Genomic DNA, 24322 nt, shown 5'->3' on the forward strand with positions numbered 1-24322 from the left:
GGCCACAGCCCTACACAGGGGAGAAAACGAGAGTTTCGCCGGTATGCTGCCGGTTCCCCTTGAGTGCGGGTTGGAGCCTCGAACGCCACGCTCGGCGGAAATCCGATGGTCGGATTCCTCCGCGTTCATGCGGAGAAGGAGGTCAATCACCCATGGCTACATACACATCCTCTACTGACCGTTCTAATTTTCAGTAGTTTTCAGTAGCACACCGTACAAAACAGGTACACTGCTGGACGATTGAGCTACGTTCAGTGCCCCGGTGTAGTCCCGGTCGCTCTCGAACCCACACCGAGCATTGTCACACCGGAAGTGTCCGCCGCACCAGTGTTCTTGCTGGTGGTCGGGTGACTTGCAGGTGTGCCCGGTCGAACCACAGCGAGGACACGACCGACTCGTTCCCTGCGGGTTCGGGAGACTCAGGGAGACATGCCTTCCGAAGGTGGAGACACTGCTGTGACCGTTGGTTCGGCGAGACACAATCGGTGCTGTTGTATTCCCGAATCCGAGACGACAACCAACCGCGCACTAACACAGACTTCTGTTGCACCGAGTGTCGGCATTGTGATTTCGTCGAGGGCACAGTCGGGACACCGACAGCGAGCGAGATGCCAGCGTGGCGTTTCCACGGTTCGGCAGGCGTGAACTCACCCCGGGGTCAAGCCCCGGGGCTTCCTGCTTCAACGACGCGCTTTGCACTCACAGCCTCCCGGTGAGGCGTGAGCGTAGGGAGCGCAGTCTCCACAGGCGTGGATTCGGACTGTCCCAGCCCTAACTGCTTGAGTCCTCTGTAGAGAATATTCTTCGCCGCGTTGAGGTCGCGGTCTTCCGTATGGCCGCACGCTGGACACGAATGCTCGCGTACCCAGATTGGCTTGGCTGTTTCGACACCACACACAGCGCATTCTTTGGTTGTTCCTCCCGGCTTCACCTTTTCGACGTGTGTGCCGTGTAGGTCAGCCTTGTACTCCAGCAGTTCGATAAACTGCGACCACGCGGCATCCTGCTTGTTCTTGGCGTTCTGGCTGGTTTCCAGCATCGGTTTCACATCCAAGTCTTCGACGGCCACGAAATCGTACTCTGTGACAAGCCACGTAGTGAGCTTATGCTGGTAGTCTCGCACCTTCCGCTTGATTGTTCGTTTCGCTTGGGCGACTTTCCGGCGTTGGTTCTCCCAATTGTTGGACCCGTGTTCTTTCCGGTTGAGTTTCCGCTGTTCGCGCGCGTAGCGGTCGTACTCATCGGACAGGTCGAGTGTATCAACGGACAGGTTCTCCGAAGTGTGGATGTAGCTGGTGATACCAAGGTCAACGCCCACGCAGTCCTCGGCTTCAATCTCACTGAGTGGCAGTTTCTCGGGTGTGTCTTCGACAGTGGTGACGAGTGAGACGTACCATTCGCCAGTCGTCTCTTGTTTTAGGATTACCTCGTCAATGTCCTCTGCTGGTGGTACGTCGCGGTCTGCTCGGATTTTGAACCAGCCAATCTTTTCGAGTCGGAGTCGCACGAATCGGTCGTCGCCCGTGTTGTAATCCACGTTGAAGCGACTTGACTGATTGTACGACACTGACCGAAATTCGCCTGCCCCTTGCCACTGCAACCGCCCAACATCGTAGCCTTCGTTTCGGCGTTCTTGCAGCGTCTCTAGGTCGCTGTGAATTTGGCTGATAGCCTGTTGTGCGGCGTGTTGTGACGGGTCGGCAAAGGTGGGCCACTGGTCTGTCCAGTCTTTGAGTTTGCTGTGTTGGTCGTAGTCAGATGGCCTGTCGTTGTAGTCTGAGTTATAGTAGTCTCGGACAGCGTGATTACGAATCTGCCGGAGAATGTCGATGTGCCGCCACGCTTCGCTTGCCACGTCGTCGGGCAGGTACGCGCGGAAGCGAAGCGTATGTTTCATCGGTGTTAGTCGAGTTTTTCGACGGTGAGTTTCAACTGGTCGCCTTCTTCCAGATTAAGCCCGTCTCGGACTTCTTCTGGGATTGTAACGACACCGCGCTGTCGTATCTTCGGATAACATTCCATCTGACCCATACTGTATCATACTTTTTGATTCAGCATAAAGCTGTCGGCTTCAACCCCGGGGTCAAGTCGTTCGAGAATCTTCGATTCTCGTGATCACGAAAACCGGAGGTTTTCGGACGACCCCGGGGCAGTCGCCTTGACGGCCTGTACACGTCGTCCTTCATAAAATTCGCGTTGGCTTCGCCGGGATGGCAGACCGTCGTGTCGTACCCCTGGACGATCTGTTCCATCCCGTGGCGCAGCCACCCCGACAGCGGGAAGGCAGGAATGATCCCACCGGTCTGGTTCTGGGGGTCGTCGTCCTCGTAGTTGCCATGGCTTGCGTGGTGGCGATCGGTCATGATCGAGTCACCGATCACGAGCAAGTCTGTCTGGATGCGAACGTAGACATCGTGCTGTGCAAGCGTGCCGGAAAGTTCAAGCGACGGCAATCCCATATGAAGCCCGGTGAACAGCTGTTCGAGTGGCGCAATGACGGCATAATCACCAGTGGCATGCTCATCGCCGGTCACGTGGAGTCCCCCATCCGTCTTGATCGACTCCATCACCGCTCACCTCCACTGGTATCAATCTCGCTCGGATACACCTGCACTGGCACATCCGCGTGGTCGGTACGTTTGTCACCGGTGAACTCGGCGAGGGGCCCGGTCCACGCAGGCTGTGGGTCACGCCCGACCGCCTGCGTGAACAGACGTGCCCAGACGGGACCATCGTCAAGCCGCTCGCTGTCCTGTGGTGCGACCTCAAACAACGACGTGCTACAGACCACAACTGTCAGCAGCTTCGATCGAGAAATCGCCACGAGCAACCGCCGGAGATTGAGGATAAACCGTTCCTCACGACGGGCAAACTCCGGATCAGTAACCGTGGCCGACACAACGATGATGTCTCGCTCACCCCCCTGATACTGTTCGACCGTGTTGGCTGTGATCTGTGCAGAGAGGAACTGTTCGAGTCGGCCACGCTGGGCGTTGTGGGGCGTGACAACACCGACAGTTGGAACCGCGTCGTCGGACTTGGCTGTCGGTGGAACAGACTGACTGGTGGTCGTGGGGACATCGGGGCCCTCGCCGAGGGGCCCGGTGGTGCCACCATCAGAGCGGGCTGTCGATGGAGACGTGTTGATCGCCTGGGTGAGTGCCGTGATCAGCGTGGTCTCGACAGGATTGACCATCTGGTAGCCACGATCATCATAACAGACAAACACCAGCGAGTTGTCGCCGCCAAACACTGCCTCCAGCCCAGCGGTATGAGCAACAACAGTTGCTGCCGGGAGTGGCCGGTCGTTCGTGGCTGTTAGCGTGATCCCATCAGCCCGGTACTGAAACTCGGTGAGCAGACTGGCCAGCTCTGCATCGAACCGATACGATGTGGTGAGTTGCTCGAACTGCAGTGGCGTCGGGCGCAGTCGGTGAGTATCCTCATCGGCAGCCATCACTGGTCACCTCCGGTGCAATCGTGGTCGTCGTTCCTGCTGTGTACCATCGACACGGTGGTCTGATGGGATCCGGCCGTTGTTGATCCGGGCTGGGCGGTCGTAGCCAGGTACTGAACATACTCCAGTGCCGACCGGTGGGCCTGCAGGTCGTCGATGGGTTTGCGCCGTGTCTGTTCCCAGTCGTACTCGGTGACCGTTGCTAATTGCCGGTGATCTCCGACCAGTAACGTCTGTCCGGTCGGCTTGAGTACACTTGTCGACAGGAACAACTCGGGGAGATCAAGCATACTGGCTTCATCCAGACAGACCACATCCGCGAGGCCGGGTGGATACCGCATACCAGCCGGCGCACTCGTTCCATCGATTGCTGCCAATGTCTTGGCGACGGTGTTGATGACCTGATACAGGGTTGGTGGAGTCGCGAATAACAACTGCTGTGAGGCCCCACTGGTAGTCCCGGGGCCCATGGCGTTGGCCAGCCGGCGGAGCGTGGCGGTGCCGTCCTCGCTGTGATAACCACAGTAGGTGACATCTACATTGGGCATGTCAGTATCAACACGCTCGGCCGTCGCCGCCGGTGCGGTTGGTAGGACACGAACCAGTTCCAGCTCATCCAGTGTATTGTGTGCTTCCAGCCAGTCATCCAGACAGGCCGCTACACCGGACAGTGTGGCATCAACAGCCTCATGCGATGGCCCGACAACAAGGCCGGTGAACAACTGATTGTTGCTGCTGCGAGCATACGCCCGGGCAAGCAATGCTGGCGCAATGGCACCGCTTGTCTTACCGGTCCCAGGCGGACCCTGCAATGGGACAATCGGGCGATCAATTGCCGCAATGAACTGCCGCTGGGCGTCGTTGGGTGTCAAGCATTCATCAGTTGTGGTCAGACGTTCACAGAAGGTCGTAATGGCTGCGGGCGCACCAAGCGCAACCGGCGGTAACTGGCCCGACTGCTGGTACGCCTGTAGGTGTTGCCAGAGGGCGTTGTGCTCGATTGTACCACGACGAAGGGCCCGGTCCGCTTTCGGTGCGCCAAAGTCATCGACCATGGGATCCAGCATGTACACGTCGCCGGTGTTGATCTGGACTGGTGGCCGCTGAGCAACGTAGCCATCACGATCGGCCGGTGGCTGCGCTGGATCCTCAAGATTGCTCCCGGTTGGCGTTTGCCAGCCACAGTGATCAACCCGGAACCGACTGCCATGGCGCTGGAAGCGATGTGGCATGGCCGTCAGGACGACGGTTCCAGTCTCCGGATCGAGGTCGTCGATAACGACCGGCGGGGAATGTTTGATGTCTTCTGCGGTGTCAATGTTGGCCTCGGGACGGCCAGAGGTGCTACCAATGTCGGCTGTGTCCGGCGTGCTTGCAAGGCGGGTGAGTACCCGCCAACTGCCGCTACCCGCGCCATTGCTGCCGCGGACCCGGATACGCTGGGCAACCTTGGCAGCCGTCGCTGGGTCGGCAAACAACGCATCATAAGCCAGTTCGCCGGTGATCGTCAGCGTCCCATCATCTGCAATCGCGTGATCAGTACACCGAATCGGGAACGATCGGCCGCCACGAACACGGTCACGGGGACTGGTTCGGTACTGCTTGATCGTCTCGTCCCGCCGGGCACCAGCCTCAATGCACAAGACATCCCGAGCCGCATCGGGCAGCCCGCCAACGGGCAGTTCAAAGCCATCCAGTTGTGTCACATCAAGTGGCTCCTTTGGGTGATAGACATCTTTGTAGGGAATGGCCTCAACGAGTCGCTGCAGAGCGTAACTGAGTCGTTCAACAAGATACGCCACATCATCGCGCTTGAGTGGCTGTTTGGTATCATCGGTCCGGTAGTAAAACCGGTTGATTTCCTTGCGATACAGCACTCGATGCTCGTCTTCGATTGCCCACTCATCGACAACATCCGGGTGAAGTCGGGGCCGATCATCATCGGGCTGCTGTGGCAGGGCTGCCCAGAGGTACTCGACTGGAAACTGGCCGCCGCTGCGCTTGCGAATCCGGTACCAGCCATCAGGATCCGGATTGTCCTGATCAACGGCGTCAGCAGCTGGACCCTCGGCGAGGGGCCCGCGGCCCACATGCAGGCGGATGCCATCATCGTCGCTGAGATACGGTACCGCGTCACCGAGAAACTGCTCGTGAAAGATCTCTCGTAGCAGCGGCGCGTCCGGCCGGTGATCCTGTGGATCAAACGTGTTAATCGTCCAGGTTGGGTCGAACTGATCGACAACGCTCAGCAACCCCCGTGAGACCGACGTCAGCGCAAAATGGTCGTTGATAACCGGCAAGACAGGAGTGACCATCGACTGATCGACACCAGTGTGGCCATCTTTGTGGAGACTACAAAGTTCACGTAACGCGTGGGCCCGCGAGAGCGCATCGCTATGGCGTTCAAGGCCGTCAATGAGTGCATCCAGTTCGTGATCGCTGTACGTGTGACATCCTCCTCGCCGTAAACGGCGAGGCTTCCCGTACCGCAGGTGGGATATTTGCCGGTCTACGATACGACCTGTTCTCTCGTGGTGAACGTCCCGCTTTCGCGGTCGAACAGGTGTACCGAGGGCTGTGCCACACAGCCGTTACTCCTATCCTCTCCATGAGGACTCGGAGTTATCTTCTGACGCATATTCTCCGCCCCATTACAATCTGCGTTCCCGACCAGCTCACACGATGAGCAGACGTACAACCCACGTTTGACACGGTTCGACTTCGTGTCGTCACCACACGAGGAACACGTTTTCGAGGTGTTCCACTCGTTCTCTTTCAGCACCTCGACACCACGTATCTCGCCTTTGTATTTGAGGTACTGGTAGATGCGGTCGAACGCCCACGTGTGCAGTTTCTTGTTGCCGGTTTTGCCCCAGTCGGACTGGCGCACGTCTTCGGGCCAACTCACTGCAAGCGTACCAACACCGCGCTCAACACATTCAGTGATAATCGTGTCCGTGAGGACGTGGTAGAAGTGAGTTTCACGCTCTGCAAGTTTCCTTCGCGCCCACATCGACTTTTCTGACGGGCCGTTCTCACCCTCAGTGTCGTACTCTGATCGCGTAAAGTAGTGCTTGTCTTCTTTAAGTGAATTGCCGGGGTAAAGAACGTACTCGTCGGGGAAAGCGACCGTGGCGATGTTCTTGATGCCAAGGTCGATCCCTGCCACTCCGTCGTCTGTCGAGTCGGTGGTTTCGAGGCTGACTTTGCAGACGAAGTGCAGTTCCCACTCGTCACCCGTCCAAACGGCACGAACGTTCTGCACCTTGTTGACTTCCGCGAGGTCAACGTCTGGACAGGTCTGGTACTCGCAGAGCAGGAAATCGGAACGGTGTTCCTTCAGGTTCTTCCCCTTTGAGAGTCGGACGCGGTTGTTTTCGGGGTCGTGTTTGAACCCGTCTGCTTTGAACGTGACCGTACTGCGTAGTCGGTCATCACCGTGTTTGCGGTAGCCGGGCGGATTCGCCTCTGGGTCTTTCTGCCGCAGGTCGAACCACGACTGGAAAGCATCAGAAAGTTCTTCGATGACTTTCTGACTGGATTGTGCGTTCAAGTCTTTCCAGCACGGTTGGTTCTTCATATACGCTTTGAGCGTCCCTTCATCTGGGATTTCGCCTGTTGCGTTCCAGATGCGGTCGGCTGTCCAGCGTGCGACGTTCCAGATTTTCGAGGCAGAGTCTCCGAGCGAATCGAGGCCATCGCAGACCTGTCGCTGGTTCTGGATCGAACCAACGTAGGTGCGAGTGACCTCAATCGCCATACATAGCCTATGTAGATAATCCTACTTAATAATGTGGATAAGCGTTGAATATCCAGTCTGCCATCGAGCGGTGGATTGTGTAGGCGAGTGACGCGATTCACCTATGGAAACGCTGCTACCTACACAAACCACCGTTTTCGATAAAATAGTTACGCCGTCTCGGAGGCTGCTGCTCTCCCAGTCGATATGCGGTCCCAATCGTGATGCGGTGCGGTCGCTGTCTGGCGATAGCAGTCGCTCACGAAGGGCCTCGACCAGCCACTGAGGGCCGCCCGACCGGCGGCCCTCAGATCCCTCGTCTACGCGCTTACACCAGGTGGGTCGTACACTTCGCCTCGGTCAAGCATGTGGTACATCGACACCAGCATCTTTCGAGCTGTTGCCACGATTGCTTTCTGTGAGTTCTTCCGACTAGCTAACCGCTCGTAGAACCGACTCAGATACTCGTCGTTACAGGTGTGGACAGCAGTATGAGCGGCCTGAACGAGCAGCCACCGGACTCTCCCTGAACCACGTTTCGAGAGTTCACCTTCGATCCGCGAGTCGCCGGACTCGCGGATCACCGGGTTCAACCCGACGTAGCTGATGACTTCTTTGTCACCGTCAAACCGATCAATCTCGCCTAATTCAGCGTAGATCGTCAACGCCGTATAGTAACTCACACCAGGAATCGTCATCAGCAGCTGGGTCTCCTCCAGAGACCCAGCGCGTTCTTCGATTGTCTCTTCGAGATTCTGTATCTCATCAGTGAGCGTCTCAATCACTTCGAGGTATGACTCCAACACCGATTTCCATGGCGTCGGGAGCGAGAGTTCCCGCAGGAACTCTCGTCCCTCTTGGGTCAACGGCTTCACATCTTCGCTGATGCCGTGATCAGAGAGGAGGCCGTGAACCTTGTTGGCATACTCTGTCCTGTGTTCGACTAACGACTGTCGCCCGCGCACGAGTGCGCGGGCTTCCCTGATTTCGTCGGTCGGAACATAACTCTCAGGCACGGAGTTCAACCGAACCATCCGCGCGAGTTCTTTGGCGTCAACACGATCAGTTTTCTTATCAGTATCAGCGATCTGGTTCAGTTCCTTCGGGTGAGCAACAGTCACATCCAAATGCTCCGACAGCGTATCGTGGATGTGGTAGTAATTGCTGGTCGCCTCTATCGCGGCTTGTGCGCCAGCGTACCGCTGTGCAAGGTCATCGAGGTTCGCGTTCTCGACGCGAACCTCTTCGACGATTTCTCCAGACTCATCCATTACTGCCACCTGTGCGTACCGTTTGTGGACGTCGATTCCGAGGTACATGGTTTGTTCACCTGGGACGCCAGTGCGTGAAGCAGAGATTCACCTATTCGGGCTTTCCCGGATGCCGCGCCGCGCGGCATCCGGGCTGTAACGCCCATGACTCGGCTTCTTTCGCACACGGACCAGTCACTCCCACGTGCTCTGAGGCACGGAATCGCGTTCGGTCTCTTGCGCCCCACATCTTGTTTCACGCTCTCGGGGAGTAGCAGCGTTTCCATCGAGTCACGCCCGCCGTGAACAGTAGTTGCCGAACCTAACTTAGCTTCATTTTGCTTCGGCCTTGAGTTTGAGTATGGTAGAGACAACTGAGGCAAAACAGGTCTGTCGCGCTGCTTCAACGGTGCTGTACCCGCAACTGGATTTCGGAGTCAAACAGTGCGGTAAGTACACGAGAGAGGATTTCAAAAGAATCCTCTCTCGGATCGCCTTCGATTAGGAGTTTGCAAACACGGGGGGCAAGACGCTCCAATTGGACCGGGAAAAACAGGTTGCCATCACGTCCACTGCTCGAAATCCGCTTGCTAAATCCCTCCTGTACCACTTGCGAAACCTCTCGATGGACGCCGTCAACGACCAGTTTGATGGCGTCCGGGATCGATTGTTCGAAGTCCTTCGTTCACAGCGGCGACTCCCCGCGTTCGTCGATGTCGCCATCGATCTTCATCAGTGGCGGTTCTACGGCTCAGCCGAGACTGACCACGTCATAACGACGTATCCCGATCTGGGAACGAACAAAGCGTTTTGCTTTGCAACGCTCTGTATCGTTGCTCCTCGTACGCGATTTACGCTTGCTGTTCTCCCAATGGATTCGACCGGCTTTCGCGCCAAGCGCGAAGCCGTTCGTTCCCTCATAGAAACCGCACGTGAGTACGTCTCAATTCGGCACGTCTATCTTGACCGTGGATTCTACCAGGTCCACGTCGTTGCGGAATTAGAACAGTTGGGTGTAGACTACATCATCCGTGCACGCCCGAGTAGTGGGATGAAAGGCCGTCTCAGTGCCGGCGCTGAGACGGTTGTTGATGAGTACACGATGCAGCGAAAACGTCCGCCGACAGCGACGGCTGATGTGACGGTTTTCGCGGTTCCACACCGTTCGAGCGATGATGCACACGTGTGGTTTGTCACGAGCTTGGGTGTAGATTCTTCAACAGCGAAAGCGTACGCGGCGGCATTCCGCCGCCGCTGGGGCATCGAAACCTCATATCGGCAGATTGGTGACTTTTTGCCGAGAACGTCTTCGCCGACGTTCTCGGTTCGATTATTTTACTTTTTGTTCGCGGTCGGACTGTACAATCTGTGGGTTCTGGTAAACGTCCTCGTCGGTGGTGAGTACCAGCCGAAGAGACCGCCAATTTCGACGCGAATCTTTCGACGACTTGTCGTGACTGACTACGGTTAGTATAGCCTCTTGTTTCGACCGGGACCCCGGTTAGTGAGTGGTTTCTTGAGAGGTATTGCTCAGGAACGCCGCCTGACGGCGTTCCCTCGTATCCTTTGATCATCCAGCACTGGGAGAAAAGTCACACTTGCTGCGATCCCGGAGCCAACTTTGTCGTAACTGCCTCGACGAAAGTCTGATTCGGCAACTACTGTGAACGACGGGATTCTCTCGCTGCTTAAAGATAGACAGCTTCCTCGCCGAGGGTCCCGCTGAGTGGTGCCTGGTAGAGCAGTATGTACGGCGGATAGTTAGCAGTGCCGGTGAGCGTGCCGGCCCGATCAACAGCACCGGTGAGTTGTGCACGGCGGCCCCTCGCCGAGTCAGCCCACGTCTCATCAACGTCAATGTCCGGAACTGCAGATTTTGACTGGTCAGCAAGTTCGGGAGCGATAACCTGTGTCGCGCCGGCAGCTAACGTTTCGATCTGTGTTGCTTCGAATTCTCTGCCTTTGGCCAGCAGGGCAATGTTCATCAGTCCAAACGCTTCTTGCCAGTCACGGGCGTTGGCTTCTTCATCAGCGTGGATCCGCTGTTTCAGATACCGGGGGCAACGATCGTGCTCGACGAACTGGGCGATACCGCTTGGTTCAAACGGTGGGTCGTCGCCTTCCGACTCGTAAGGATGTCCCGTCATGGAGCGGCCCTCCAATAACGGGTCGGGTGGTTAGCTAGCGTTACGACGGTCTGTCCGGCGAATTGAAGTACCGGTAGAGTGTATAATCGCATGCTTCGGTGGATTCCGAAGCGCGGTCGGACGTGCTACCACACGTTCGGCCGGATTTTACTCTCGACCGAGTTCCGCGCTTCTGATTCCTATCTATGATTTGATTACGGACAAGCGTTACTAAAGAACATCTTGGAGAACAACTCAAAGATTCATAACGAAACACTAAGAAGAGTTGGTTGTAATTTTCTGATGTGGTCAACCAGCAGCACGAACCGTCCGAGTACGAAGAAAGAGTCTTAGAAGTTCTCAAGGAGGGGCGGGACGACGACCGGCCTTGGGGCTATACGACACCTTCCCGTGTCGCCGAGCGGTTCGATATCCCTCGCCAGCGTATCAACGAAGCGATCGGCCGACTTGAGGCTGCAGGATGGATAGAACAGGTTGAGGAGAATGGTACTCTAGTTCGAGGATTGTACTCTTTTGTCGACGACCCCCGAGAACACTAATAGCTCGCCAACTCGCAGACAAAATTGAAAGAGACGAAATCCTGCGCTTTGGGATTGCCACAGATGATTACCGAGATATCGTTTGGGAATTCCTCAACGGGTTTCACGTAGATGACTTCGTAGTCATCCTGGACGATATCGACAAGCTCGACGACGACGAACTGCTCCGAAGTCTCTTGCGGGCACGCGAGAGGGGGAAAATAGACGCACACGTCGGTGCAATCTGTATCAGTAACAAGATCGAATACAGAGAGCGTCTCAACGAACGGATCGATTCGAGTCTGCAGGACAACGAGTTGATTTTCGACCCATACGACGCTGGCCAGCTCCGCGCGATTCTGGAACATCGTGTCGATGCCTTCGAAGGCGACGTGCTGGATGATGGTGTCATCCCGAAAGTGGCAGCACTCGCTGTAAAGGAACACGGGGATGCACGGAAGGCTGTCGACACGCTCTACGAGGCAGGGCAACTCGCCGAGTCCGCCCATATCGTGTCAACAGCCATCGCTGGGATTGCAGCCTTCGATTGGTTTGGGAGGTCTGGGCCGATAATCGTCGTTGCGCAAGGAACAAGTGTCTCTATTTGTCTGGCTTCGAATTCCTTGCCTTTGCCCAGCAATGTAATGTTCATCAGCCCAAACGCCTCCTGCCAAGCACGGGCACCAGCTTCTGGGTGTGGATCGACATGCTGGTTGAGCCATCGTGGACATCGATTATGTTCAGCAAACTGGACAAGCGCGCTTGGTGCAGATGATGGTTCATTGCCATAAAGGCCGTCTGGGTGATCGTTAGACACAATGTACGCACCTCGCATTACACGCATTATCTGAGGTCGATACGATTAGCATGCCGGCGAATTGAAATGCGGGTAGGTCAAAGTACGCCATGCTTCGGTTGTGTTCAAAGCACGGTCGCCTGCCCCAACAGGCGGCCACTTTTCTGGACTGAAACCCGCGCTTCATAGACATGTATTATCAACGTCTGCTATACGACATGGGACTTTATGCAGACATTCTCAGCGATCTCGATCGATATATCCTTGATACCCTTACGGAAGGTCGAGCGACGCCAACATTGATCAAGAAAATCCGCAATGATCAAGGGTGGGAATATAGTCGACAATATATCTCCCAACGGCCAAAGAGGTTAGCAGAACACAATCGTGTGGTAAATATACGCGATACTGGAGTATACGAACTGAACGACGACCCACAAGTCAGCAATACATAGTACAGTCACAATCGCTTTTGAGAACAGGATGCTGCTCGAAGCCTCAGACCCCATGATGTCGAATACTACTAGCTATCTATTGTTACGAGCCCAAACTTCACTAAGTGTGTCATATCAGATTATGACTGACAGATCGACGTTTTCACTGTTGATTTTGAATATTACCTCATCGGCCAAAGACTCCTGATATTCTCAACAATCAGGAACAAACAAGTGTCACAACGGATGAAATTATCGTCTGATACTGTATAGGACTCTCAGCGAACGGATCATTTTACGCTTTGAGCTACCCAGCGCTATAGTAACTCAGGAAAGCTATTGAGGAAATTCAGCAATCGAAGGGAGAAGTGCCGTCACGTCCGGTGAATTTTGACCGTTCATTTCTCAGTTCCTCAAAAACTTCTACGGAGTACTAAAGCCGTGGGGTTTTCTCCTGTATTTCGTATAACAAGTCAGCGTAGTACAGAAGCATCGCTTTGTTGGTGTGTCTTCATGGAAAATACGTTTTCTCCGTGAGATTTCTTGACCATGTAGTTGAGAATTACTGGTCCATCAAACTCAATCACGCACGGCTGTTCCTTTTATCCTAAGGTTGACACGCTCTGGAGGTTGAATCAGCATATTTATTAATCTTCACTTGACAATTACGTGGTAGCTTTGCGAGACTATATAAAACAAGTAAATCAGAGGGTTAATGAGTATCTGGCTCCGAAGTGTAGGGACGGTAGTGACGTATACCGATCAATTCTGACCGGAATTGAATTTGATCGAGCACTGCATTTTGGGTCTGGTCGAGACAAGCGGAAACTGTGGAGTGAATTAAATGCAAAAGGTAATGATATCATTGCGATAGATCCGGATAAGGGGGGGGTTATCCAAGAACAGCGCAGAGCAGCGTATACAAGCGGATGGACAGCGGTTGCCGTTCGCAGAGAATACATTTGATTTAGTATTCTCTGAGTATGTCTTTGAGCACCTTCCGGATCCGAAAGAGGCCCTTCATGAGATCAATCGGGTACTCCGACCTAGAGGCTCATTTGTCGTACTCGTTCCTAATCCGTCTCACTACTATGCAAGAGTCGCTGATCTGACTCCATTTTGGTTTCATATATTATGGTCTAAGTTCCGGGGGGTAAAATCAGCAGAGCAAGATCGGTTTCCAACGCAATACGAATGGGGATCATATGCGGATATTCATAGTACTATGTTCGATTGGCAATTGAAGGCATTCATAAGCATTCCGGGTCCAACAAAATATACAGAGATTCTTCCAGTGCATGTTCTGTTCGTATTATTTGATCGGATAATGGCTAATCGTCCACAATTTCACGTTGCATATGTCGCACATTACAAAAAGTTACGAGACAGTAGGTGAAACCACGAGTAGTAAGTCGGACAATCGCGGAAGTACTGAAAGAAGTTTGTAACGACACTTTAGATCTGGAAGGGACGATTCGAAACAGTAGGCCAAGGAGCAGATGAGGAAACTCTGTTAGGAAGAGGATATTATACTCAGGGACAGAGATATTGATGCACTCCCGGTGGATCGATTGTTTCGAGTGTTAGCCAGATTGCTGAGCGTGTCTCATCAAGAGTTCCGAAATAGCGGTTTCCGAGGGCCTGTTTGAGTCGCTTCCAGTACTCTTCTGTCGGGTTTAGATCAGGTGATCCGGTCGGGAAATACACTAACGCGATCGGTTCATCGGCTACGAAGTCCTTTACCGCCTCGGCGGTGAAGGACATCGCTTGATCCAGTAATACGACCAGTTTCTCGCCAAACTCCGCTTGGAGATGGTGCAGAAAGCGGATCGTCACCTCACTGGTGAACGATCCGCCACACTCCAAAACAGTCGTCTCTCCATACTCGGTGACTGCTCCAAGCAGATTTACACCCTTGCGAGAGGCCGACACGCCGACTGTCGGCCTCTCGCCAATGGGATACCACGCCCTGTAGAGGTCTGCTCCAATCGCTTTCCGTGTCTGATCAATCGTAACGACTGTTGCGTCTTCATCACGTCGGCCTACTTTTTTTCGACTTCGCCTTTGAACTCCTCGCGTTCAGTTTCATCAGCGGAGGCTGGCTCCGGCCGGGGTCTCTTCGGGGAGACCCCGGCCTTGTGCATGAGTCGGCGGACGTGCCGACGAGAGAAGGCAATATCGAATGCTTCGATAAGATACTGTTGAGTGAGAGCAGAGCTCCACGCTGGAGCGTCGTAACCTGCTCCTTGAGGCGACTCATGAAGAACAGCGGCGAATTGGTCAAACTGGTTGCCACTGAGTTCAGAGGGACGACCGGGACGAGAATCATCGCAGAGCGCGGCCTCAAAGCCGCGCTCTTCGAACCGATCCAGCCAGTTGTAGACCGTCTGGCGATCCTAGCCATATTTGTCTTCGATATCAGCAGGCGAAAGTCCTTCTAGATATTCCCGTGCGGCAGTAAGACGCTTGATCGCCTTCGGATCGGTCTCGTCCGCGAGCCGCTCGCGGACTCGACCTTTCGTTAACTCAGGGATCTTGCCCCCTTCCTCGGTCATGCCAGCAGTTGTTTCTCCAGAGTGTCAAAACTTTTGACCGACAGTATGGCGGTGTTCAGATAGGGATGAAGAGTGAGGCGGTACGTTTTCTGAGTGATTCATGCCCGAAAACGACCGCCTCAACGGCTGTTTGAACGAGATTGAGTTAGGTTTTGTGGAGTGAGAAGCGACACCGAGATTGCTGATGAAGCTCGGTATTCAGCTCCATCTGGCGGGCTTATCACTTTCGAATACCGTTTCGATTCTTGAGATATTCGGTGTCAAACGGGCGAGATCCACCGTTCACAACTGGGTGCACAAGGCCGAACTACAGCCCGAAGCCGGTCGAGATCCTGATCGCGTTGCGGTTGACGAACCCGTGATCCAACTCAATGATGAGCAGTACTGGCTGTATGCCGCTGTCGATTCTGAAACAAACGAATTACTGCATACAGCGCTTGAACCGACGACAAACAAGGTAATTGCTCACGCATTCTTTGCTGAGCTTCGTGAGAAACACGACGTAGACGACGCCGTGTTTCTCATCGATGGGTCCCACTCACTGAAAGACGCCTGTCGCCGCCACAACCTCGATTTCAAATATGAACGCCATGGAAATCGGAACAGTGTCAAACGTGTCTTTCGAGAAATAAAACGACGAACTACCAGTTTCTCAAACTGTTTCAGCAACGCCGAAGCATACACCGCCGACGAGTGGCTTCGATCCTTCGCCTTCGCATGGAATCACCTTATCTGAACACTACCAATGTTTCAAATGATACATAGAAAAAGGAGTGTATTGGGAATAACAATTGAAATGGTGGTGTGTATAGTAAACGATGCGTGTCTAGATGTCCAGTAAAAGGGTAGAACAATTGAAACAGTGGTGTAGGACAGAGTAAGGGCTGAGTGATAGCAAAGCGAGAGTTGATTGATAGAGCGAAAGCAGTTGAAACAGTGGGGTGTCTCCATGGTGTACCTATAATTTCAATGAATCTGAGCAGGTATCAGACCCTGACAACGTGGTATCCCATAGCGGGGCCCTTCGGTACAAAAGCAATCATCAAAATGCGAAGTTAACCAGAATAACTGCGATCTACGGACAAAAAGATAAAGGGCTCATGCAGAGAAAGAGAGGGCAGTTACTGAAAGAAATATCGCTTGTAGCACGTCGCAAGTGGCCAAGATAACAAATTAGAGTAATGGAAATAAGCATGTAAGGAAAACCAGTGTGGAATGTGCTACAGAGATTTAAGTAGAGTGTGACTCTATCATTTATTCGCTTAAGCAAAATGTCGATTAGGTCATCCACAGAGGCATCCTTTAGTCCTGGTCGCACTGATAACTCGACAATAGATAAGCAGGAAGTAAAATCACTTTAATGCCTGAATTATTCTAGTAAGGTTCAAATCCAGACCTCTGAATATCTATATATGAGCATAGCTGTTCAACTTATCAAATTATCCCCACGTAATACATGTGCGATAATGAATCATCTGTTGTCGTAGTTTCACAGTATTATCCACCTGAAACGGGGGCTGCGCCAACGCGATGGAAAGAGCTTACAGACCGATGGGCCGATGACACGTCGGTAACAGTGATTACGTCAGCCCCAGATTATCCAGAAGGTGAAATATACGATGGATATGATAATAGGTGGCTTCGACGTGAGCAACAAGGTAATGTTGAGGTATTTTACACCAAGACAATTACTGCCTCAAGTGGGAATCTGCTTCGTCGAAGTCTAAAATTTATCTGGTTTATGATTATGGCTCTTCTTGTGGGATTACGGTATACAACCCCAAATGCAGTCATTGCCACGTCACCACAACCTTTGACTGGAGTGTCAGCATGGATACTTGCTCGAGTGAAACGTGCAACGTTCGTATTTGAGGTAAGAGATCTCTGGCCTGAATCGATTACTGCCGTCAGTAACTTTGATAATACCGTCGTGATCTGGATGATAGATCAGACGATAACCATTCTGTACCACCGGTCAGACTATCTGGTAGTTGTCTCACAGGCGTTTATTGAGCCGATTGTTGCAGAGGGTGTCAATCCAGACAAAATCAAATATTTTCCAAACGGGATTGACTTAGATTTTTATGAAACAACAGAAAAAGAGAGCCCAGTACTCAAGAACGTTGATGAACGGTTTACAGTCTCATATGTTGGAACGATTGGCCGTGCACATGGACTCTCTGTCGTATTAGATGCAGCACAAGAACTTAGTGAGGTGCAGTTTGTGATTGTCGGTGATGGTGCCGAGCGTGAAAAGTTAGAAGCGCGAGCAGCAGATCATGAAAACGTCCTGTTTACTGGACGGCGACCAAAAGAAGAGATACCATCCATCCTGCGAACATCTGATGCTGCACTGGTCCATCTTCGACCGCGCGAAATATTTGAAACAGTCATTCCATCGAAGTTGCTTGAGGCGATGGCTGCTGGGCTGCCAGTTATTCTTGGAGTGCGTGGGGAAGCAAGACGAATTCTGATGGAGGCAGATGCCGGGATCCCGATGGAGCCAAATAACGAAGAAGATCTGATCAACGCTGTAAGACAACTACAACAACAAGAGAAAGCTCGTTTACATGGAGCAAAGGGGAGGGAATACGTTGTCGAAGAATTTAATTGGGATCATATCGCAGCTAAGTATCTCACAATTCTCAAAGCAGACTCCTGTCAGTGAATATCTGAACATTTAATTTTATAGCTACCGTCGACTTCTGTAATTAGCGTGACCAATCAGACTATTGCATTCGTTCTTGGGACACGGCCGGAAATTATCAAATGTGCACCGGTGATTCGGGAATGTGACCGGCGTAATGTTCCATATGAGATTATCCATACAGGACAGCACTACTCTGATGAGTTAGATCGTGTCTTCTTTGAGCAGCTGCAGTTACCAGTTCCAGAGTGCAATCTGGAAATCGGATCCGGAACACACGGGAAACAGACCGGCGAAATGATCGTAGAAATCGAGAAGGCGTTAACAGACGGAGACCCGGATGTTCTGCTCGTTCAAGGGGATACAAACTCAGTTCTTGCTGGTGGCATTGCAGCAAGTAAGCTATCTGAAGTTGCTGTGGGACATATCGAAGCGGGACTTCGAAGCTATGACCGGAACATGCCTGAAGAAACAAACCGCCGGGTTGTCGATCACGTAAGCGATTATCTATTCGCCCCGACAGACGACGCACAGCAGAATCTCTTGGAAGAGGATATTCCGAAAGCTCGTATTGAGGTGACTGGAAACACAATTGTTGATGCAGTCAGACAAAACGTCGGAATCGCTCGTGAACAAAGTGATATTCTTGAGCAATTGAATCTTGACAGTGAGTTTGCGCTGCTGACTGCACACCGTGCGGAAAATGTCGATACAAAAGACCGATTTACTGCACTCTTAGAGGGAGTATCACAGGTTAGTAAAGAATGCGGATTTGATGTTGTGTATCCAATCCATCCACGTGCTGAAAAGCGGATGAATGAGTTCGATATAGAAGTACCATCTGAGGTCCATCTGATTGAACCGCTTGATTTCCTTGATTTTCTTTTACTTGAGGATCAGGCTACGATTGTACTCACTGATTCCGGTGGGGTTCAGGAAGAAACATGTATTCTTCAGACACCGTGTGTGACACTCCGGGACAACACAGAACGACCTGAAACAGTTGCAGTTGGTGCGAATCGAGTTGTTGGAGTGCAACCAGATCAGATACGCAACGGAGTCACAAAAATGCTTGAAGAGCCGACAGATTGGAAGAACCCATTCGGTGACGGAACGGCTGCCGAGCAAATTGTCTCGACGGTGATAAACGATGAAAGATAAGAACCCGACCATCTGTGTACACGGGCTTGGGTACATTGGACTTCCGACTGCAGCTGTGCTTGCAAATGCTGGATACAAAGTATATGGATTTGATGTCGATGTACAACTCCGAGATCAGTTACAATCAGGCGAGATATCACTCGATGAAGCTGACCTTGAACGATTCGTGAAGCGATCGCTCGACGATGGGTTCACAGTCGTGGGAGAAATACAACCAGCAGAGTTTCATTTGATATGCGTGCCAACACCGTATAATGAGGATCTAGATAAAACAGATCTTAGCTATCTCAGAAGTGCGGTCGAAGGAATTACACCAGTACTTCGGGAAGGTGATACAGTCATCGTAGAATCAACCGTTCCACCAGGGACGACAGAGGAGTACGTTAGGGCTCGGATAGAAAAGGATGGATATGCTGTCCCAGAAGAGATTGGTCTTGGATATAGCCCAGAAACGGTTTTGCCAGGGAATACACTCACTGAACTACGAGAGAATGATCGATTAATCGGAACAGTTCCGGGCTGTTCTCCTGCTCCGGTTGTTGCGCTGTATGATTCTTTTACATCTGGAGAGATTAGAACAACGGATGCGACAACAGCAGAGTTTGTCAAATTAATCCAGAATGCATACCGTGATGTAAATATCGCCTTTGCGAACGAGGTTGCGAAATTAGCTCGGGAATTTACTCTCGACTCACGTGAAGCGATCGGGATGGCAAACAACCATCCGCGGGTTGATATTCTTCGACCGGGACCGGGAGTAGGTGGGCACTGTCTCCCGATAGATCCATTGTTTTTGGGTGAAGGAAACGATATTCCGATGCTGATTGAAACCGCCCGTGCAGTCAATGACGGAATGGTCGAGTACGTCGGGCAGTTGCTCGATGCCGCTCTTGGGGGCTTAGAAGATAAGAGGGTGACATTGCTTGGAGCAGCTTACAAAGGCGGTGTTGCGGATACCCGTGAAAGTCCATCGTTAGCGCTACTCGATTACTTTCGTGGCAAGAACGTGGGCTCAGTACGCGTGACAGATCCGTATGTTGATGCCGCTGACGTTGACCTGACGATTCTTGATCTCGCCGAAAGCCTTGCAGGTGCAGACGCCGCAGTGTTGGTCACAGATCATCCCGAGTATGGGGCCCTTTCCCCGGGTCAGTTTGCTGAACAAATGACTGGCGATGTGGTGATTGATACGCGAGCAATGCTCGATCCAGACCGATGGAACAATGCAGGATTTGATCTTTATCGAGTGTGACTTATGACTGACTATCTAACACTTGTGGGGACAGCGCTCAACAAGCAACCACGGCAATTACTGGGAATTGGACGGCGGATCGTCAAGTCAAATGTATTGCCTCGATTGCCGGTCGATATTGATTCCCGATATGAGAAACAGATTCCAGACAATTTCGAGCCAGAAATTGAGCCGCTTCGAAGTAATACTGAGGCATTACAAGCGAGCACTATCGAGCGTCGAGAGCAGTATCGTGAAAACGCACGAAAGGCAGCAGATGGAGAGATCACGTTTCTGAACGAGACAGTGACGTTTAGCAACGGAGAGTCGGTTGCCATGGACGCCCCCCAAATATTGAATCAGTCGTTGCACTGGCAACTCAAGTGCTGGGGGTTCGAACATCTTGAGTGGGCCTGGCTGGGATACGGAGATAAACAAGAACTGTCCGACGAAACAATTGCAGTTCACAGAACGTGGATGGACGAGTGGCGCGAGAATTATCCAATCGCCGCTGACACGGACTATCTCCGACGGTACTGGATGCCACACTCCGTGTGTCTCCGAATTTTGAACTGGGCGCGATACGACGCGCTGTTCCACGAGCGTCTAGATTTTGAATTCAAGAAGCAGATTCGGGAGTTTATTTATAAGCATGGGGCATTTCTCTCCGACAACGTCGAACACGGTGTCGGTGGAAACCATCTCATCGAGAACGCCGCTGCACTGGTCATTGCAGGTGTTTATGCAGACGAACGCAGTTGGCGCAAGCAAGGAACTCGGTTGTTTGAGCGGGCTGCTACCGAACAGTTTTTTGATGATGGTGGACACTTCGAGCGGTCACCAATGTATCACCTCATCGTATGCCAGCGATACCTGACAGCACACTCGCTGTTGAGTGCTGTAGACGAAAGATCAAAGATCGTTCAGCAGTGTGCATCAGAGGCAGTCCGTTTTCTGCGGAAGCTGCGACCCCCAGACGGTTGTATTCCGCTGCTGAACGACTCTGTCTTCGGGGAAGCACTCAAGTTAGATGAATGTCTCAGGTATGCAGAGGAAGTCGGAGTGAGGGGTGCTGTCAATACTGAGTCGAGCTCTGCTGGGTTACCTGATTCCATGCCTGAGTCAGGGTTTTATTGGCTTGGACATGACGACAATCGAATGCTTGTAGCGGCACACGAGATCGCGGTTCCACACATACCTGCTCACGCTCATGTCCATCCCGGCCAGTTCTGTCTATGGGTTCAGGGAGAGCGTGTGTTAACAGACACTGGAGTCTACGAGTACGCTGCTGGTGACCGACGACAATATGTCCGGGACATTGCCAGCCATAATACGGTTCAGGTGGGGGAGCGCAACCCAGTGAGGTTGGCATCGTCGTTCTGGTTATGGGGCCAAATTAATCCAGTGGTCAATGTAGAGGAACAGGAGAATACTCTCCGCATGACCTACAACGTCGACGGAATCGGACGCCCCTCCTATAGTCACGAGAGAACAATAACCATGAGTGGCAAGACGTGGCGTGTGATGGACGAGTTATCGTGTAACAAATCTGTTTACTCCCGTCTACACATCCACCCAGCGTACGAAACTGCGCGAGACGGGAACAAAATAATCGTTTCTGGAGAGGTGCCTATCTTACAGATTGAGCCACAAAACTGTGAGGGTGTGAGAACAGAAACCACCCCGTATTATCCGGAGTTTGGTAAGTATCTAGATCGAGATGTAATTGTTCTGGAGCGGGATGGGAGTGGAACAATTAACATGAAAATTCGCGTAGTGAGGGATTAGATATTATTTTGTGAACTTCTATCTGGACTTAAGTCCCACCCGATATTCATAAGGGATTTAACAAGACGATTGACGACACTCTCTGCAGTGTATTTTTTACTCTGTAATTGAGCCCTCTTCCTCATTTGGATAAATTCCGACGGATGGTCACACAACCACTGTAGCTTCTTTTTGAGGTCATCCACGTCTTTCGGATCAAACAACAGGCCTGTCTCTCTGTGCGAAACAACTTCTGAATTATAGTTCCAATTTGTAGCAATAACAGGCAAGCCAGCCATATATGCCTCTACAATAACTCCAGGAAATCCTTCACCATAGTAATAGGAAGGGAATACAAATGCGTCATATTGACTAATTTCAGTGATAACAGAGTCATGTTCTATTTTACCTCTAAATTCTGCATTCTCTATTTCATTAACTTTTTCTAAGAATTTGCCTTTATACTCATCGTTGTCAACAAAATCACCGTAGATATGTGTATAAAGCTTTGTAGTCGGGTGGCCAAACTGATCGGTGGCTCCCAAAAGCTCATCAAGACCCTTTGATCTCACCAACCGACCGACATATACCACATTTAGTTCATTTAGTTCGGCACAATCATTGAATTGCGTGCTATTTTCAGTTTCTGGCTTAAACCTCATGTTGGGCAACTTTTTAATACGGGTCTCAGATAGGGTAGTCTCCAACTTCACTTTCAGTCCTTGTGTCTGTGGATATATTATGTCAAAATTATTAAATAAACGTATATAAGCCTGTCTTATTAAAAAAGGTAACTTATTGATTTCATCCATAAATTGACCACCAGCGGGAATAAGCGCTGCTCTTGCGGGAGAGGTCATCACCTTCGGAATAATAACTGGTGATAATGCAAGTCTACCATTTGTAGAAACACTAATAATATAGTATTTATATTCATTTATATTTTGGAGTATTTCAAGGAAAGCACTTGGACGTCTGTTTATAGTATCCACCCAGTCAATTGATATACCCAAGTCATCCATCTTCTTTTTTATACAAGAGTTTTTTATTCCTGGTCCCGATACTGGCGGAGCAAGGGGACCGATTCCCAAGATATCTGATTCAGCAACCATCTAACTACTACGTTCCGGTTCCTGTTATTTATATAATGTGAAAGGTTTTCTGCTACCTCAGTGTAAACGAAGAATTCATCAAAAAATCCCTTATCTATGAGTGTGTGATCCGGCGAGGAGACTGGCTTTACGGTAGACGCCGGAGGTGTAACCGGTGTTAATCCAACTATACTCACGGACAGAGATATTGATAGATGCTTGGTGGACTGATCGTTTCGAGTGCGTTCCAGATTGCTGATCTGATCTCATCGAGCGTAGCGAAGTAGCGGTTTCCAAGTGTTTTCTTGAGCTGTCGCCAGTACTCTTCCGCCGGGTTCAAGTCGGGCGATCCTGTCGGGAAATACACCAACTCGATGGGTTCCTCGGCTGCGTCGAGCAGCGAGTACAGTTCATCGGCGACGGTTTCGTCAGCATTGATATTGCTGGCGTTCGTTACATCCCCTGACGGCCTGTCTATTGGTTTCGATGCTACAGACATCGCAGGCCGTCACTACCGTTTCACGCAGCTTTAAATACTCAGAACGCGACAGGATTCGATGAGGAATGGATACTAATCTCAGAACCTGGTTGGAGAGTCTAAAACAAGACTTCAATGAGGAGTCGTACCAACGAGCCGCATTATCAATGTGCAGAGGCCTTTTTAATAGCGGATGGTTTGGGATCACTTCACGGTATCCACTTGGAATGAATATCTATTCACGGGACTGGGACGCACTTATTGTCTTAGATGGATGTCGGGTAGACGCATTGAAAGAAGTCGCAAGTGAGTATGACTTTATTAGGGACATTGACATAATCTGGTCTGTTGGAAGTGCATCCCATGAATGGACAGTCAAAACATTCACTAAAGAGTATGAAGATGAAATTAGAGAAACAGCGATGATTATGGCGAATGCCTTCGCTGATAGGGTGTTTGAACAAAGAATAATGCCGCCATACGAATATACAATACCTGTTGACCTCTCTTCTTGGAATGTTGTAGGACCCAATGATTTCTACTATACAGAATGGACCAAAAATCACCGTGATCCTTATTCAGAGTCTCGGGGATTCCCAGAGTTAGCTTCAGCCGAATATCCTACTGAAAGAGCAATTTTGGCAGGGAGGGAACAAGATTGTGATCGACTTATAGTACAATATTACCAACCCCACCGTCCATTTCTCGCTGAGGCGATGGAAACAGAAGAATTGACAGAGGAAATGTATTATCCATTTGAATCGCACAAAGAAGATCGTATTACGTTTGATGAATTATGGAGGAGTTATATTGATAACCTGAGGTATGGGCTTGATAATGTAGAATTACTTCTCAAAAACCTAGACGCAGATAAAGTGGTCATTACGGCGGACCATGGAGAACTGATGGGTGAACTGGGCTTATATGGGCATAAAGAGGGGCTGCCCCATCCGGCATTAAAAAAAGTTCCATGGGTAGAAACAACGGCAACAGATCAACGTACGGTTGAACCAAATCCCGAATTAAAATACAAAGAAAAACATGTATAACG

At 51.5% G+C, this 24322-nt stretch carries 20 protein-coding genes and 5 pseudogenes; 12 read left to right on the top strand and 13 right to left on the bottom strand.

Annotated features, from left to right (window positions below; translation table 11 throughout):
* Nucleotides 1-183 precede the first annotated feature (183 nt).
* The 8 genes and pseudogenes from K0C01_RS12995 to K0C01_RS02560 all read right to left on the bottom strand — a co-directional run bounded on the left by K0C01_RS12995 (nt 184) and on the right by K0C01_RS02560 (nt 8515).
* Nucleotides 184-480 (bottom strand): zinc ribbon domain-containing protein, encoded by a 297-nt coding sequence (locus K0C01_RS12995; protein ID WP_255568354.1) that lies wholly within the window; start codon nt 478-480, stop codon nt 184-186.
* A 178-nt stretch (nt 481-658) separates the two neighbouring features.
* Nucleotides 659-1897: an RNA-guided endonuclease InsQ/TnpB family protein gene (locus tag K0C01_RS02530; protein ID WP_221170500.1), complete on the bottom strand. Its 1239-nt coding sequence runs from the start codon at nt 1895-1897 to the stop codon at nt 659-661.
* A 5-nt stretch (nt 1898-1902) separates the two neighbouring features.
* Entirely contained in the window at nt 1903-2031 is a 129-nt protein-coding gene (locus K0C01_RS02535) for an AbrB/MazE/SpoVT family DNA-binding domain-containing protein (RefSeq protein ID WP_221169657.1), read from the bottom strand.
* A gap of 137 nt (nt 2032-2168) precedes the next feature.
* Nucleotides 2169-2459: pseudogene (locus K0C01_RS13000) on the bottom strand (hypothetical protein); the annotation flags it as partial.
* A 107-nt stretch (nt 2460-2566) separates the two neighbouring features.
* The gene (locus tag K0C01_RS02545) at nt 2567-3457 is read right to left on the bottom strand and encodes an AAA domain-containing protein (protein WP_221170501.1); all 891 of its coding nucleotides are present in this window, start codon (nt 3455-3457) and stop codon (nt 2567-2569) included.
* Nucleotides 3457-5772 carry an AAA domain-containing protein gene (locus K0C01_RS02550; protein ID WP_221170502.1) on the bottom strand — a complete coding sequence of 772 codons (2316 nt, stop codon included), beginning with the start codon at nt 5770-5772 and terminating at the stop codon, nt 3457-3459. Before K0C01_RS02550 ends, K0C01_RS02545 begins: the two co-directional genes overlap by 1 nt.
* A gap of 194 nt (nt 5773-5966) precedes the next feature.
* A complete protein-coding gene (locus K0C01_RS02555; RefSeq protein WP_221170503.1) occupies nt 5967-7217 on the bottom strand; it encodes an RNA-guided endonuclease InsQ/TnpB family protein in 1251 nt (416 codons plus the stop codon).
* Between the two features lie 299 nt (nt 7218-7516).
* Complete coding sequence (locus K0C01_RS02560; RefSeq protein ID WP_221170504.1) at nt 7517-8515, bottom strand: IS110 family RNA-guided transposase; 999 nt, start codon at nt 8513-8515, stop codon at nt 7517-7519.
* A gap of 292 nt (nt 8516-8807) precedes the next feature.
* Here K0C01_RS02560 and K0C01_RS02565 point away from each other — a divergent pair.
* Nucleotides 8808-9917: pseudogene (locus tag K0C01_RS02565) on the top strand (transposase).
* 217 nt (nt 9918-10134) lie between these two features.
* Here the strand turns inward: K0C01_RS02565 and K0C01_RS02570 are convergent.
* The gene (locus K0C01_RS02570) at nt 10135-10593 is read right to left on the bottom strand and encodes a hypothetical protein (RefSeq protein WP_221170505.1); all 459 of its coding nucleotides are present in this window, start codon (nt 10591-10593) and stop codon (nt 10135-10137) included.
* Nucleotides 10594-10877: 284 nt separating this feature from the next.
* On the opposite strand from K0C01_RS02570, the gene K0C01_RS02575 reads away from it, so the two are divergent.
* Together K0C01_RS02575 and K0C01_RS13005 are read left to right on the top strand one after the other, a co-directional pair.
* Nucleotides 10878-11132 (top strand): MarR family transcriptional regulator, encoded by a 255-nt coding sequence (locus K0C01_RS02575; protein ID WP_221170506.1) that lies wholly within the window; start codon nt 10878-10880, stop codon nt 11130-11132.
* Nucleotides 11132-11611 (top strand): annotated as a pseudogene (locus tag K0C01_RS13005) (cell division control protein Cdc6); the annotation flags it as partial. The gene K0C01_RS02575 and the pseudogene K0C01_RS13005, both read left to right, overlap by 1 nt.
* Here K0C01_RS13005 and K0C01_RS02585 read toward each other — a convergent pair.
* Nucleotides 11587-11946 (bottom strand): hypothetical protein, encoded by a 360-nt coding sequence (locus tag K0C01_RS02585; RefSeq protein ID WP_221170508.1) that lies wholly within the window; start codon nt 11944-11946, stop codon nt 11587-11589. The pseudogene K0C01_RS13005 and the gene K0C01_RS02585 overlap by 25 nt on opposite strands.
* 179 nt (nt 11947-12125) lie before the next feature.
* Between K0C01_RS02585 and K0C01_RS02590 the strand changes: the two genes are divergently transcribed.
* The 3 genes from K0C01_RS02590 (at nt 12126) to K0C01_RS13010 (ending at nt 13737) form a co-directional block, all read left to right on the top strand.
* Complete coding sequence (locus K0C01_RS02590; RefSeq protein ID WP_221170509.1) at nt 12126-12362, top strand: hypothetical protein; 237 nt, start codon at nt 12126-12128, stop codon at nt 12360-12362.
* A 648-nt stretch (nt 12363-13010) separates the two neighbouring features.
* Nucleotides 13011-13307: a hypothetical protein gene (locus K0C01_RS12650; protein WP_255568356.1), complete on the top strand. Its 297-nt coding sequence runs from the start codon at nt 13011-13013 to the stop codon at nt 13305-13307.
* Nucleotides 13282-13737, top strand: a complete 456-nt coding sequence (locus tag K0C01_RS13010) for a class I SAM-dependent methyltransferase (RefSeq protein WP_255568357.1) — start codon at nt 13282-13284, stop codon at nt 13735-13737. Before K0C01_RS12650 ends, K0C01_RS13010 begins: the two co-directional genes overlap by 26 nt.
* Nucleotides 13738-13874: 137 nt before the next feature.
* Here K0C01_RS13010 and K0C01_RS02600 read toward each other — a convergent pair.
* Nucleotides 13875-14896, bottom strand: a pseudogene (locus tag K0C01_RS02600) (IS630 family transposase).
* A 100-nt stretch (nt 14897-14996) separates the two neighbouring features.
* Here K0C01_RS02600 and K0C01_RS02605 point away from each other — a divergent pair.
* The 5 genes and pseudogenes from K0C01_RS02605 to K0C01_RS02625 all read left to right on the top strand — a co-directional run bounded on the left by K0C01_RS02605 (nt 14997) and on the right by K0C01_RS02625 (nt 21723).
* Nucleotides 14997-15632, top strand: a pseudogene (locus K0C01_RS02605) (IS6 family transposase).
* A gap of 720 nt (nt 15633-16352) precedes the next feature.
* Nucleotides 16353-17564, top strand: a complete 1212-nt coding sequence (locus K0C01_RS02610) for a glycosyltransferase family 4 protein (protein WP_221170510.1) — start codon at nt 16353-16355, stop codon at nt 17562-17564.
* Nucleotides 17565-17612: 48 nt separating this feature from the next.
* Nucleotides 17613-18704 carry a non-hydrolyzing UDP-N-acetylglucosamine 2-epimerase gene (gene wecB / locus K0C01_RS02615; protein WP_221170511.1) on the top strand — a complete coding sequence of 364 codons (1092 nt, stop codon included), beginning with the start codon at nt 17613-17615 and terminating at the stop codon, nt 18702-18704.
* Nucleotides 18694-19956, top strand: coding sequence for a nucleotide sugar dehydrogenase (locus K0C01_RS02620; RefSeq protein ID WP_221170512.1), 1263 nt, complete (start codon nt 18694-18696; stop codon nt 19954-19956). Before wecB ends, K0C01_RS02620 begins: the two co-directional genes overlap by 11 nt.
* A 3-nt stretch (nt 19957-19959) precedes the next feature.
* A complete protein-coding gene (locus tag K0C01_RS02625) occupies nt 19960-21723 on the top strand; it encodes an alginate lyase family protein (protein WP_221170513.1) in 1764 nt (587 codons plus the stop codon).
* Here K0C01_RS02625 and K0C01_RS02630 read toward each other — a convergent pair.
* On the bottom strand, nt 21720-22814 hold the full coding sequence (locus K0C01_RS02630) for a glycosyltransferase (protein ID WP_221170514.1): 1095 nt from the start codon (nt 22812-22814) through the stop codon (nt 21720-21722). The two genes, K0C01_RS02625 and K0C01_RS02630, sit on opposite strands and share 4 nt — an antisense overlap.
* A 172-nt stretch (nt 22815-22986) precedes the next feature.
* Nucleotides 22987-23292, bottom strand: coding sequence for a transposase (locus K0C01_RS02635; RefSeq protein ID WP_221170515.1), 306 nt, complete (start codon nt 23290-23292; stop codon nt 22987-22989).
* A gap of 206 nt (nt 23293-23498) precedes the next feature.
* Between K0C01_RS02635 and K0C01_RS02640 the strand changes: the two genes are divergently transcribed.
* Nucleotides 23499-24320, top strand: coding sequence for an alkaline phosphatase family protein (locus K0C01_RS02640; protein WP_221170516.1), 822 nt, complete (start codon nt 23499-23501; stop codon nt 24318-24320).
* Nucleotides 24321-24322: the final 2 nt, after the last annotated feature.

It is taken from the genome of Salinarchaeum sp. IM2453 (assembly GCF_019693215.1).
GTDB lineage: Archaea > Halobacteriota > Halobacteria > Halobacteriales > Salinarchaeaceae > IM2453.